The organism is Pantoea sp. CTOTU46764 (assembly GCF_031974595.1).
Lineage (GTDB): Bacteria > Pseudomonadota > Gammaproteobacteria > Enterobacterales > Enterobacteriaceae > Pantoea > Pantoea trifolii.
Genome location: NZ_DALYOQ010000037.1, coordinates 1 through 12,088, shown reverse-complemented (window position 1 = coordinate 12,088; position 12,088 = coordinate 1). Strand labels below are relative to the sequence as shown.

Here is a 12,088-nt window from a genome sequence, read left to right as displayed (position 1 = left end):
CGCGGTGAGAAAGATTTCAATGCGCTGGTAACCAAGATCGGCGCGCTGAAACCGGACGTGGTCTATTTCGGTGGCTGTCATCCGGAGGCCGGTCCGCTGGTACGCCAGATGCGAGAGCAGGGCGTTAATGCCGCCTTCTTCTCCGGTGATTGCATCGTGACTGAAGAGATGGTGACGGCAGCAGGCGGCCCGCAATACACCAAAGGCGTCTACATGACCTTCGGCAACGATCCGCGCACCATCGCCGATGGCAAAGCGGTGATCGAGAAATTCCGCGCCAGCGGATTTGAGCCAGAAGGTTACACCTTGTATGCCTACGCCTCCGTGCAAACGCTGGCGGCTGCTTACAAAGCGGCAGGCAAAGACAACGCCAAGGCTAGCGACTGGCTGAAAGCCAACAGCGTCGATACCGTGATGGGCAAAAAAGCCTGGGACAGCAAAGGCGATCTCAAAGTGTCGGATTACGTCGTGTACCAATGGGACGACAAAGGCAAATATCACCAGCTGTAATGTGCCACGCGGCCCCGCGCAGTGCGGGGCCATTCGCGATTGAGCGCGAGGTGTGCGCTCCCATTGAGTACGAGACGACATTATGGACGCCTTCTTCTTACAGCAGCTGATCAACGGCTTAACACTCGGTGCCGTGTATGGTCTGATCGCCATCGGTTACACCATGGTTTACGGCATCATCGGCATGATCAATTTCGCCCACGGCGAGGTGTATATGATCTCCGCCTATCTGTGTGCCATTGGCTTATCGCTACTCAGCTTTTTCGGCATTCACTCCTTCCCGCTGCTGATTTTCGGCACCTTAATCTTCACCATCATTGTCACTTCGGCTTACGGCTGGGCGATTGAGCGTATCGCTTATCGGCCGCTGCGCAACTCGACGCGCCTCGCACCGCTGATTTCAGCGATCGGGATGTCGCTGATTCTGCAGAACTATGTGCAGCTCAGTCAGGGACCGAATCAACAGGGTATCCCTACACTGCTCACCGGCGTGTTGCGCATGGAGTTTGATGGCGGCGTGGTGCAGATCACCTGGACCAAAATCTTCATCCTGATCGCCGCATTTTGCGGCATGGCGCTGCTGACCTGGATTATCCAGTACACCAAACTCGGGCGTATTTGCCGCGCGGTGCAGCAGGATCGGCGTATGGCCTCAATCCTCGGTATCAATACCGATCGCGTTATCTCGCTGGTGTTTGTGATTGGTGCGGCGATGGCGGGATTGGCTGGCGTGCTGGTGACCATGAATTACGGCACCTTTGATTTTTACGCCGGATTTATCATTGGCATCAAAGCCTTTACTGCGGCGGTGCTCGGCGGCATCGGTTCACTGCCGGGCGCGATGCTCGGAGGATTATTGCTGGGCGTCGCGGAAGCGCAGTTCGCTGGCATGGTGAATTCTGATTACAAAGATGTGTTCTCGTTTTCGCTGCTGGTGGTGATTTTGATCTTCCGCCCGCAAGGACTGCTGGGACGGCCGCTGGTCGCTAAAGTGTGAGGAAGCCCCGATGAATGCAATGACGCAAAGTCCTGTGCGCCAGGCGCTGTTCGACACGCTGCTGGCGGGATTGGTGGCGCTGGTGGTGTTTGGTCCGATTGTTGGCGTGGTGCTCGACGGTTACAGCTTCAAGCTGTCGCCCCAGCGCGTGGCGCTGCTGGTGGCGGTGGTGATGGCGGGGCGCTTACTGTTTAGCGTGTTTCTGCACGCACCTTTTGGTCAGCGCATCATGCGCAAGTTTGCCAGCAGCGATGACGGTGTTTACGTGCGCGAACCCGGCTATCGTTCGCGTTTGCGCTGGATATTGCCGTTGCTGCTGGTCGTAGCGCTGGTCTTTCCCTTCCTCTCCAGCAAATACCTGCTGACGGTGGCGATTCTCGGCCTGATTTATGTGCTGCTCGGACTGGGTTTGAATATTGTGGTTGGCCTCGCTGGATTACTCGATCTCGGCTACGTCGCCTTTTATGCCATCGGTGCGTACGGCCTGGCGCTCGGCTATCAATATCTCGGATTGGGTTTCTGGAGCATGCTGCCGCTGGCGGCGCTGCTGGCGGCGTTTGCCGGTGCGCTGCTTGGGTTCCCGGTACTGCGTATGCACGGTGATTATCTGGCGATTGTTACGCTCGGCTTTGGTGAAATCATTCGTCTGGTGCTGACCAATTGGGTAGCCTTCACTGGCGGTCCGAACGGGGTTTCCGTGCCGTCGCCGACTTTCTTTGGCCTCGAGTTTGCCCGTCGCGCGCGCGATGGCGGCGTGCCGTATCACGAGTTTCTGCATGTCACTTACAACCCCAATATGAAGTTTATCTTCATCTACGTGGTGCTGGTTCTGGTGGTGTTGCTGGTGCTGTGGATCAAGCATCGCCTGACGCGCATGCCGATTGGACGTGCCTGGGAAGCGCTGCGCGAAGATGAGATTGCCTGCCGCGCAATGGGGCTCAATCATGTGCTGGTTAAGCTTTCGGCCTTTATGCTGGGCGCGTCAACGGCGGGCATTGCTGGAGTGTTTTTCGCCAGCTATCAGGGCTTCGTCAATCCTACCTCGTTCACCTTTTTTGAGTCGGCGCTGATTCTTGCCATTGTGGTGCTCGGCGGCATGGGATCGACGCTTGGCGTGGTGCTGGCGGCGTTTGTGCTGACGGTAGCGCCGGAGCTACTGCGCAGCTTTGCCGAATACCGCGTGCTGCTGTTTGGCATGTTAATGGTGCTGATGATGATCTGGCGGCCGCGCGGGCTGGTGCGCACCGCACGCGTCGGCGTGCCGTTGCGAAAAGGAGTGCGCCATGAGTGATGCCATTCTGCAAGTGAACAATCTGATGATGCGCTTTGGTGGCATTAAGGCGCTCAATGATGTCAGCCTGGCGGTGGAGCGCGGTTCAGTGACCTCGCTGATTGGCCCCAACGGCGCGGGTAAAACCACGGTGTTCAACTGCCTGACCGGTTTTTATCGCGCCACCGGCGGGCGCATTGTGCTCAACGCCAACCAGCGCAGCACCGATGTGATTCAGGTGCTGGGGCAGAAAATCCATGCGGGCGACTGGATCAATCCCAGCCGGCTCGGCTCGCGGCTCTGGTACAAAATGTTTGGCGGCGCGCATCTGGTGAACCGCGCCGGGTTGGCGCGTACGTTCCAAAATATTCGGCTGTTCCGTGAAATGTCGGTGATTGAGAACCTGCTAGTGGCGCAGCATATGCAGGTCAATCGTCAGCTGCTGGCGGGCGTGCTGAACACGCGCGGCTACCAGGAAGCGGAGAATCGCGCGCTGGATCGCGCTTTCTACTGGCTGGAGAACGTCGACTTGGTCGCCAGCGCCAACCGCCTGGCCGGTACGCTCTCTTACGGTCAGCAACGGCGGCTGGAGATCGCGCGCGCCATGTGTACGCGGCCGGAACTGATTTGTCTGGATGAACCGGCGGCTGGGCTGAATCCGGTGGAAACCGAAGCGTTGAGCGCGATTTTGCATCGTCTGCGCGCCGACCATCGCATCAGCGTGTTGCTGATTGAACACGACATGCCAATGGTGATGCGCATTTCCGATCACATCGTAGTGCTCGATCATGGCGATGTGATTGCCCAAGGCACGCCGCAGCAAATTCGTCACGATCCCAAAGTGATTGCCGCCTATCTCGGCGCAGAAGAGGAGAGCGATCATGGCTGAACCGATGCTGGCTTTTGAGCAGGTCGATGTGTTTTACGGTCCTTTGCAGGCGCTAAAGCAGGTATCGCTGACGGTAAATCAGGGCGAAACCGTGGCGCTGATCGGCGCTAACGGTGCGGGGAAATCCACGCTGCTGATGTCAATCTTTGGTCAGCCGCGCATTGCCAGCGGCGAGATTCGGTTGCGCGGTGAAGCCATCAGCCAGCGCTCGACCCACTTCATCGCCGCTAGCGGCATTGCCCAGGCACCGGAAGGGCGGCGCATCTTTCCTGATATGACGGTGGAAGAGAACCTGCTAATGGGCACCATCGCCATCGGCGAGCGGTTTGTCAAAGAGGACAAAGATCGCATGTATCAGCTGTTTCCGCGCCTGCTGGAGCGGCGCAAGCAGCGCGCCATGACGCTCTCCGGCGGCGAACAGCAGATGCTGGCAATTGCCCGCGCGCTGATGAGTCGACCCAGGTTGTTGCTGCTCGACGAACCCAGCCTTGGCCTCGCGCCGATTGTGGTAAAGCAGATCTTTGGCATTCTGCGCGAGTTGACTCAGCAAGGCATGACGCTGTTTCTGGTGGAGCAGAATGCCCGCCATGCATTGCAGCTGGCGGATCGTGGCTATGTGATGGTGAACGGCGAGATTCGTCTGAGCGGCAGCGGTGCCGAGCTGCTCAACAATGATGACGTGCGCAGCGCCTATTTGGGGGGCGCAGCCGATCCTGCGGTAGTGGCGACAAAAAGTTTGTAATAATGATTAAATGGTGAGGGGAAACACTTTGCATAATTGTCAGTGGCCTATCATCATTATTACTCTTCTTCCTCTCCAAAGTGATTTGGTAATCCCTTGCAAAATCCTGGCGTAGCAGTGATGCGGGCGGTCAGAAACACGGCGTGGTATCCCAAACGCCGCTCTTACCGTACGTTGTTCTGGCGAGAAATCACCCCATTAGCCGTGCCCATCTTTATCGAAAACCTGTGCGTGATGCTGATGGGCGTCCTCAGTACCTTCCTGGTGAGCTGGCTGGGTAAAGAAGCGATGGCGGGCGTCGGTCTGGCCGATAGCTTTAACATGGTGATCATCTCCTTCTTTGCCGCCATCGATCTCGGCACCACGGTGGTGGTGGCGTTCAGCCTGGCAAAACGCAACGGCAAGCGAGCGCGAGCCGCGACGCGACAGTCGCTGGGATTGATGACCGCGCTGGCGTTTGTGCTGGTGATCGCCATCGAGTTTTGGGGGCATCTGATCATTGATGTGATTGCCGGCAGCGCCGATCCCAAAGTGAAAGAGCTGGCGCTGAGCTATCTGCAAACCTCGGCGTGGAGCTATCCTGCGGCGGCGATTGCGCTGATTGGCAGTGGCGCGCTGCGTGGTGCGGGTAATACCAAAATCCCGATGCTGATCAACGGCGGCATGAACATTCTCAACATCGTGATCAGTAGCGTGCTGATTTACGGCTGTATGGGTTGGGAAGGGCTGGGCTTTGTCGGTGCCGGATTGGGTTTAACCATCTCGCGCTATATCGGCGCGGCAGCGGCGATATACGTGCTGTATCGCGGTATTACGCCAGCATTGAAGATCTCCATCGCCAGCTATTTCCGGCGCTGGGACCGCAACATTCTGATGGAAGTGTTGGGCATTGGCGTGCCCGCCAGTATTGAATCGGTGCTGTTTAACGGCGGCAAATTGCTGACGCAGATTTTTGTCGCTGGCATGGGCACCAATGAGATCGCCGGTAACTTTATCGCCTTCTCAATTGCTTCGCTGATTAACCTGCCGGGTAACGCGTTGGGATCGGCATCGACCATTATTACCGGGCGTAGGCTGGGGCTGAATCAGGTGATGCAGGCGGAACGGCAAATCAAGCACGTGTTCTGGCTGGCGATGATTGGATTGTGTTCGCTGGCGTTGATTACCGTGCCGCTCGCCGGCACGCTCGCGCAGTTTTACAGCCGCGATCCGGAAGTCATCTCAGTTACCAAGCATCTGATTTGGCTCAATGCCGCCTTTATGCCGATCTGGACTGCGTCTTGGGTGCTGCCCGCCAGCCTGAAAGGCGCGCGCGATGCACGTTACACCATGTATGTGTCGATGTTCAGCATGTGGGGCGCACGTGTGGTGGCCGGTTATTTCCTCGGGATTGTGCTGGGAATGGGCGTGATTGGCGTGTGGCTCGGGATGTTCCTCGACTGGACGGTGCGCGGCGTATTCTTCTGGTGGCGACTCACCAGCGGTAAATGGCTGAACAATTACCGCAAGATGATGGCGAAGAGTCGGGGATAACGCATTGGGCAGGTCGCCATTAATGGCGACCCTGCATATATGCAATATTTGGCAAAGAAGCGCACAACTAATCGTTTTGGTTATATGTGAGAATGCGGTTTACTGTCAGCCTCAATCATTTGTGGAGAAGCTGGCAATGAAACACCTCTTGCAGCAGTGGTTTAACCAACTGATCAATGGCGAGACTGGACCCGCAGAAGAGCGCGAATTCGATCTCAGCAACCATATCGACCTGCTGATTCCCATCAGCCAACTTTACGGCGTTGAGTTCCATCCTTCGGTGTATCGCTACTATGAGAGATAAGCGCCTGCACCATGTGATCCGCTACAGCTACTGGAATGAACTGTGCGCTGATGAATAAAGGACCCGCTCTTAGGCCAGCGGGTTTTTTTATGTCTGTGATCACGCGCGAAAGACGCGTTACAGTTCGGTCACGGCCAGTAACGTCATTCTGCGTGCGACATAATCAAGTACGAGATTACGCTGTTCTTCAGGCATATGGCTTTCAGCGTAGGTAGCAATGATCAGCGAGTGACTCTTCACCACATCGACCAACCATTTGCGGGCCAGCGCGGGTTGAATATCCATACCCTGAGCAAGCAGGATAAAGTCCGCACCGACATATTCCCCATAGCCTGAATCAATTCCTGGCGCGCTCCCGGCATCATTTTCTTCACATTCAAGCAGAGGCAGCGCTAAGTACTCGCCGAATGCAGCGGGATAGGGCACCACGCTAATAAAATCATACACTGGTGCCAGGTAAGCGGGTCCTGCTTCGGGAAGTATGATCCCGATATTACGCAGATGAAAATCATTATTCCCGAGCACATAGGCATAGACGATGCGTAAAAAAAGGTCGCGCTTACTGTTTAAACTATTGCTGACTGCGCTATTCAGAAATTTGGCAGCCCTCTCATAACTGATGGCTTTTTTATTATTAATTTTGCCATATTTATCATCGAGTCCCATCGCGCCATCCAACTGCTCCTGATGTAATCGCGTTAGGTCTTCTAAGCGATCATATCTTTTGATCACAAAGGCCAACTCATTTGGTCGGCCTTTTTCTGCTTGAAAGGGGATTAAGCCAAAGGGAGGAACGTTAAATCTTAGACGTTGCATGACGCACATTGTGGCATGCTCATTTTCCGCCAGATGTGGGTACTCTTCAGGTGAGGGTTTAAGAATATACGTGCCGTTATTACTGACAACCTGCAGTTCCCCCTCTTCCAGACACAGCGAAAGCTTCGGTTGATAGCCGGAAATACTCATGCCTTTCTGACGTTCAGGCAATTCCTGAATAAACTGACTTCGCGTAAAGGGCAAACTAAGGGCAACGTTTACACTACCAAACAGATGTTTAATGCCTTTAAGGGAATAGTTCGTATCAAGCTCGGATTCCTTGAGTTGAGCTAAATTTATCAGGCAGCATGCTGAATTCATGATGTTATCTCCTTGAGTACTACTGCACCAAGCAAGTCGTTACCGTTCTGCATGAGTAATCCAAACAGATCTTTATCATCAATTTTTTGAATTTCAGAATATCGTTTACGCAACCAACCTTCTGGTGCCAACCCTTTGAAGAAAGGATGGAGCTCTTCATTAAAATAAGGTTCTCGCCTTACCGGCATACTTAATGAAATCGCGCGACCGCTATAATTGGGCCGGTAACAGAAAGTGAAACCGGCGTCCTCCTCTGTCAAGGTACCGACAGACTTGTCATAGAGCCACACCTCTATTTTTCGAGCCATACTTTTACTCCGAGTTCCTTAAGTAAGGCATGAAGATTCATCGCCTTTGCGGCTGCGGGATTGGCGATCATTCTTTTGAAGGTTGAGATAGACACGCCAATTTGCATCGCCATCTCTTCATAGGTGATATTTTGCCGCTTCAACTCATTGGTCAGTATGGGTGGCAGTAATGAAAGCTCAAGGGCGCTCAGTATTGGCTTATCGGATGCTGCGAATTCAGTGAAAGGTTGAACATCAAGTGGCCACTCATCGAGCAATTTCTGCTTGTCTGCATGAGAGAGGCTTTTAAGTAGAGACCTAATTTCATCAAGGTTCATTTATGACACTTTCCTGGTTTTTTAAGCGGCATGCATAGACATTGCCTGAATATAATACTAAAAGGTTCATTTTTGAACCTTTAGCGCCTTTTCATGCAATTTCTACTAAAAAAATGGAGTCCAGGGATTCAAAGTGTCATTTTTGATACTTTTTGGTTGATTGGTAATTCTTTTACCCTCAGATAAGCAGAATTATGCCAAAAGTTTCAGAAATGAACGGCAGGAAAGAATATAAGAAAAGCAAAAAGCCCGCTTAGTTTCCTAAGCGGGCTTCTCTAAATATGGCTCCTCTGACTGGACTCGAACCAGTGACATACGGATTAACAGTCCGCCGTTCTACCGACTGAACTACAGAGGAATCGTGTGAACGAGGCGAATATTAATGGCGCCCCTTGCAGGTGTCAACAGCTTAAAACACATTTGTATTCAACTGGCTAGCATTAGTACAAAGCGATCGCGATTTAAGCAGGTTCTGCTGTTAGCATCGCCAATCGCGCCAGTGGATCCTGACGATAGAACTGCTGCAGATGGCGATACATCACCGGGAAGCGGTTAGCCAGTAAATCCGGTGCGCTGAAAAAATATTCTGACAGCACCGCGAAACACTCTGCCGCATCGCTGGCAGCGTAGGGATCGATGGTTGCCGCCTGTTCACCGACTAATTCGACTTCAGCTTCAATTTCTGCCATCGCCAGCTGCAAATCTTTCTCCCAGCTGGCGACATCACGTAGCGCCATCACCGGAATGCCGCTGGTGTAACCGCTGCCGCGCGCATCGAGTTTATGCGCTACTTCGTGGATCACCAGGTTAAAACCGGAAAGATCGAGTGAATCCTGAATATCCAATGCGTTTAACACCACTGGACCTTGCGTCCAGCTTTGTCCGGCGTGCACTGCCGGCGCGTGGTGTACCAGACCGTTACCATCTTCCCAGCGATCGTCGACGTTGAACGGCTCGGGATAGATCAGCACTTCATGGAAGCCATCGAGCCATTCGAGACCCAGCTTTAAGACCGGCAAACAGAACAGTAACGCCAGACGTGTCAGCAACAGTTCATCGAGCTGCAGGCCTTGCAGCGGCGAAATTTTTTTCTGCTGCAGGAAGCGTTGTGCCAGCGTAACCAGAGCGGTTTTTTCATCAGGATCGAGCAGTGAAAAGATCGGCTGCGCCAGCGCCTGCTGCCAGGGAAGTGCCAGTACTGAAGTCTCTATTTGCGCATGCCACGGCCATTTGAACATTGCGTCACTCACTCTTCAGACGAAAACAGTATCCTGGCGCGGCAAAGGAGGAATTACCAGCGCGTGATCAAAGCCAGCTATTCAACCAGTTAGTCGAGGATTTGTCTGTGATTAGCGTGGCAAAGCGGGAAAGTCATGGTGAGGACATTAAAAAGGTCGTCATGAATGACGACCTTACGTTTGCCTGCTTTGCAGCATTTATTTAGCGTTCAACCCGTTGAAACGCGATCACCCAAACCCACGGGTTCACTTCCCAGCTGGTGGCGCCGTACTGTTTCTGCCACGCCTTACGGTAGGCTTCTTTCGGCGATTCAGAATTCATATTCATGGTGAAGAAGTTATTGAGGAAGTGCGAATCGGTCTGCACGCCTTCCGCCATGATGTCATCTTCACTGATATCCTGAATCTTCTCGGCACGTACCGAGGTAATTTGCAGATCGATGCGGCTGGCCCAGCGCGGCATGTGAATGGCGGTCTGCCAGCCAAACTGCTCGGCATTCTGCAAATTCTCATCCAGCTGCCCCAGCTCATTGCTGTCCGCGCGGTATTGGCAATACGCCGCATTGCGGAACGGCAGGGGATCGCGTTCGTAATCTGCCAGTAAGTTTTCCGGCACAATCGGGCCGCGCCAGGTTTCACGGACCCACAAACCATCGCCTGCCTGACCAAATGGGCAGTGCGAACTGACATCGGTCATCGACATCAATTTATAGCCGTGCAGATGGTTGGCACTGACATCAAACGCGTGTACACCTTCATGGTGATCCTGACCCGGACCGAAAGCTTGAGTTTTCATAATGCGCCGGGTCTGCGTTTGCTGGCCAACCAGCAGGGCGCGCACCCGCTGTTCGGAAAAAAGAATCGGCCGTTCTTTCATTGCATACCTCTTATTGTGTCACAAACCCGGAAACTGCGAAGAATCCCCCAACATCCGAAGATGTGAGAGCTAGCATAATGGGTTTGAATCAGTTTGCTTAATAATTTGTCGCCTTAGTATCAGGCAAATCTGGCAATTTTAGATTTTAAAAATGGTTCATAAGCAAAATGTGTGCTGAAAAGGACTTCGCAAGGATCCGAAGTCATAAATTTTCCAGATACAGTACGTTATAAAGGCCAGAATGGGAACCTTTTCAGATTATGCCGTGTTGATCTGCCTCTAAGAAGCCCCATTTATCAGCATAGATAACTGGAATTAAGCGCTTAAGCGAAATTTGTTGATGACGCGAATATATTAAACCTATTGAAGAGAGTTATTTAACTAAAACGCACTAAGGAAATACCGAAATCGTCATGGTTGCTGTGCAAGTGACGTTAACAGCGCTATAACAAGATCGGGATCTCATTTTTACGCTTTGCACATCCTGGAAGGATGTAAAAAAAGTGTCATGACCAGGCCGCTATGATGTCCGCAGGAACTTAGATAACAGCAATAACAGGAGAAGCACGATGTCACTTACTCACTGGCAACAACGCTACGAGAACTGGCTGCAGCTCAATTGGCTGCACGACGACAAAGCCCACGATATCGCGCACCTGCGCCGCGTCTGGATGAGTGCGAAGCGCATCATGCAGCACAGCGACGCCGATCCAATGGTCGTGATGACCGCCTGCTACTTTCACGATGTGGTTAACCTGCCGAAAAACCATCCTGAACGTCATTTAGCCTCAACCTATGCGGCGGAAGAGACGCGTCGCATTCTGCAGCAGGATTTCCTCGACTTCCCATTTGAACTGCTGGATGCCGTCGCGCACGCGGTGCAGGCTCACAGCTTTAGCGCGCGTATCGCGCCGCAAACGCTGGAAGCGAAAATTGTGCAGGACGCCGATCGTCTCGAATCATTAGGTGCTATCGGCCTGGCACGGGTTTTCTACACGGCGGGCGCGCTAGGTCGTCCGCTGTTTGATAGCGAAGATCCGTTAGGAAAAGAGCGTGAACTGGATGACGTGAAGTGGACGCTGGATCACTTCCAGAAAAAGCTGCTGGGTTTACCGCAAACCATGCAAACCGAAGCCGGACGCCTGCTGGCCGAACATAACGCCGATTTTCTCGTGCACTACATGGGCAAACTGTGCGCCGAGTTGCAGGGCAATCTGACGTCGGTTGATGAATCGGTGTTAAGGGATTTTAGCCCTATACACTCGTAATATTAAATTTTTATGACAGTCTGTTAACTTTTAGCTGCTTCCGCTACGTTGTTGTAAATCAAAAGGGAGTATGAAAATGACCGAGACTGTTAACTTAACCATTAAAATTGACCCGGCACTGAAAGAGCACATCAAACAGTTAGCCGCAGATAACCAAATCTCCATGAGTCAGGAGATCGTTAATCGCTTGCAGGCCAGTTTAGATGCGGGTGAGCAACCGGCCATTGATAGTCTGGATACCCAGGAAGCAGTGGAAGATCAGCTCTCCGCTGCGGAATTGAAGCAGATTCGTGCGCTGCTGAAGAAAAGTAAGAAGAAGAAATAAGCGAAAAACCCGTCATTGACGGGTTTTTTTATGCCTGCAGATTAAATACGGAACTGCTGCGCGCGCTGCGCCAAGCGGTCAGATAACGCGCGCAATTGCACCGCCGATTGCACCTGATGCGCGTTCAGCGCTTCGTTTTGCTGCAGCTGTCTGCTCATCTCCACCACTTCCAGCGCAATCTTTTTCACCCGATGGCTCTGCGCAGCACTGTTTTGCTGCAGCTCGTTCAGTTGCGTCACCACGCCAGACACCGCAGCACTGATCTGCGCGAACAGCACTTCCAGCGCTTTCACCTTATCGAAGCCATCATGCACATGCTGCTGCGTATGCTGAATCAAGCCATCGATCTGGCGCGTGGAAGCCCCGCTTTGCT

Annotated in this window: 14 protein-coding genes, 1 tRNA gene and 1 pseudogene; 9 read left to right on the top strand and 7 right to left on the bottom strand. The window is 53.1% G+C overall.

What is annotated here, in order from left to right:
* The 7 genes from RTM06_RS13505 to RTM06_RS13475 form a co-directional block, all read left to right on the top strand.
* Positions 1 to 510: branched-chain amino acid ABC transporter substrate-binding protein (locus RTM06_RS13505; RefSeq protein WP_312182781.1), on the top strand; the 510-nt coding region annotated here is incomplete at its 5' end.
* An 82-nt stretch (positions 511 to 592) separates the two neighbouring features.
* Positions 593 to 1,507: an ABC transporter permease subunit gene (locus RTM06_RS13500; RefSeq protein ID WP_008105462.1), complete on the top strand. Its 915-nt coding sequence runs from the start codon at positions 593 to 595 to the stop codon at positions 1,505 to 1,507.
* Positions 1,508 to 1,517: 10 nt separating this feature from the next.
* Positions 1,518 to 2,798 carry a high-affinity branched-chain amino acid ABC transporter permease LivM gene (livM, locus tag RTM06_RS13495; RefSeq protein ID WP_265297509.1) on the top strand — a complete coding sequence of 427 codons (1,281 nt, stop codon included), beginning with the start codon at positions 1,518 to 1,520 and terminating at the stop codon, positions 2,796 to 2,798.
* Positions 2,791 to 3,666, top strand: coding sequence for an ABC transporter ATP-binding protein (locus RTM06_RS13490; protein WP_256696768.1), 876 nt, complete (start codon positions 2,791 to 2,793; stop codon positions 3,664 to 3,666). Before livM ends, RTM06_RS13490 begins: the two co-directional genes overlap by 8 nt.
* Entirely contained in the window at positions 3,659 to 4,408 is a 750-nt protein-coding gene (locus RTM06_RS13485) for an ABC transporter ATP-binding protein (protein WP_256696767.1), read from the top strand. Before RTM06_RS13490 ends, RTM06_RS13485 begins: the two co-directional genes overlap by 8 nt.
* A gap of 120 nt (positions 4,409 to 4,528) precedes the next feature.
* Positions 4,529 to 5,941 carry an EmmdR/YeeO family multidrug/toxin efflux MATE transporter gene (locus tag RTM06_RS13480; RefSeq protein WP_154157375.1) on the top strand — a complete coding sequence of 471 codons (1,413 nt, stop codon included), beginning with the start codon at positions 4,529 to 4,531 and terminating at the stop codon, positions 5,939 to 5,941.
* A 136-nt stretch (positions 5,942 to 6,077) separates the two neighbouring features.
* Positions 6,078 to 6,245: a hypothetical protein gene (locus RTM06_RS13475; RefSeq protein WP_167391193.1), complete on the top strand. Its 168-nt coding sequence runs from the start codon at positions 6,078 to 6,080 to the stop codon at positions 6,243 to 6,245.
* Positions 6,246 to 6,362: 117 nt separating this feature from the next.
* Here the strand turns inward: RTM06_RS13475 and RTM06_RS13470 are convergent, their stop codons facing one another.
* The 6 genes from RTM06_RS13470 to RTM06_RS13445 all read right to left on the bottom strand — a co-directional run bounded on the left by RTM06_RS13470 (position 6,363) and on the right by RTM06_RS13445 (position 10,122).
* Positions 6,363 to 7,382, bottom strand: a complete 1,020-nt coding sequence (locus RTM06_RS13470; protein ID WP_312182774.1) for a HipA domain-containing protein — start codon at positions 7,380 to 7,382, stop codon at positions 6,363 to 6,365.
* A complete protein-coding gene (locus RTM06_RS13465) occupies positions 7,379 to 7,690 on the bottom strand; it encodes a HipA N-terminal domain-containing protein (RefSeq protein ID WP_256696763.1) in 312 nt (103 codons plus the stop codon). The genes RTM06_RS13470 and RTM06_RS13465 overlap by 4 nt, the downstream gene beginning before the upstream one ends.
* Positions 7,675 to 8,007, bottom strand: coding sequence for an XRE family transcriptional regulator (locus tag RTM06_RS13460; RefSeq protein WP_256696762.1), 333 nt, complete (start codon positions 8,005 to 8,007; stop codon positions 7,675 to 7,677). The genes RTM06_RS13465 and RTM06_RS13460 overlap by 16 nt, the downstream gene beginning before the upstream one ends.
* 282 nt (positions 8,008 to 8,289) lie before the next feature.
* Positions 8,290 to 8,365, bottom strand: a tRNA-Asn gene (locus tag RTM06_RS13455).
* Between the two features lie 103 nt (positions 8,366 to 8,468).
* Positions 8,469 to 9,245 carry a DgsA anti-repressor MtfA gene (mtfA, locus tag RTM06_RS13450; RefSeq protein WP_265297526.1) on the bottom strand — a complete coding sequence of 259 codons (777 nt, stop codon included), beginning with the start codon at positions 9,243 to 9,245 and terminating at the stop codon, positions 8,469 to 8,471.
* A 202-nt stretch (positions 9,246 to 9,447) separates the two neighbouring features.
* Positions 9,448 to 10,122, bottom strand: coding sequence for a hypothetical protein (locus RTM06_RS13445; protein WP_008105447.1), 675 nt, complete (start codon positions 10,120 to 10,122; stop codon positions 9,448 to 9,450).
* Positions 10,123 to 10,691: 569 nt separating this feature from the next.
* Between RTM06_RS13445 and RTM06_RS13440 the strand changes: the two genes are divergently transcribed.
* Both RTM06_RS13440 and RTM06_RS13435 read left to right on the top strand, forming a co-directional pair.
* On the top strand, positions 10,692 to 11,390 hold the full coding sequence (locus RTM06_RS13440) for a phosphohydrolase (RefSeq protein ID WP_312182769.1): 699 nt from the start codon (positions 10,692 to 10,694) through the stop codon (positions 11,388 to 11,390).
* A 76-nt stretch (positions 11,391 to 11,466) separates the two neighbouring features.
* Positions 11,467 to 11,715: a hypothetical protein gene (locus tag RTM06_RS13435; protein WP_256696759.1), complete on the top strand. Its 249-nt coding sequence runs from the start codon at positions 11,467 to 11,469 to the stop codon at positions 11,713 to 11,715.
* Positions 11,716 to 11,756: 41 nt separating this feature from the next.
* On the opposite strand, the pseudogene RTM06_RS13430 reads toward RTM06_RS13435, so the two are convergent.
* A pseudogene (locus RTM06_RS13430) lies at positions 11,757 to 12,088 on the bottom strand (chemoreceptor); the annotation flags it as partial.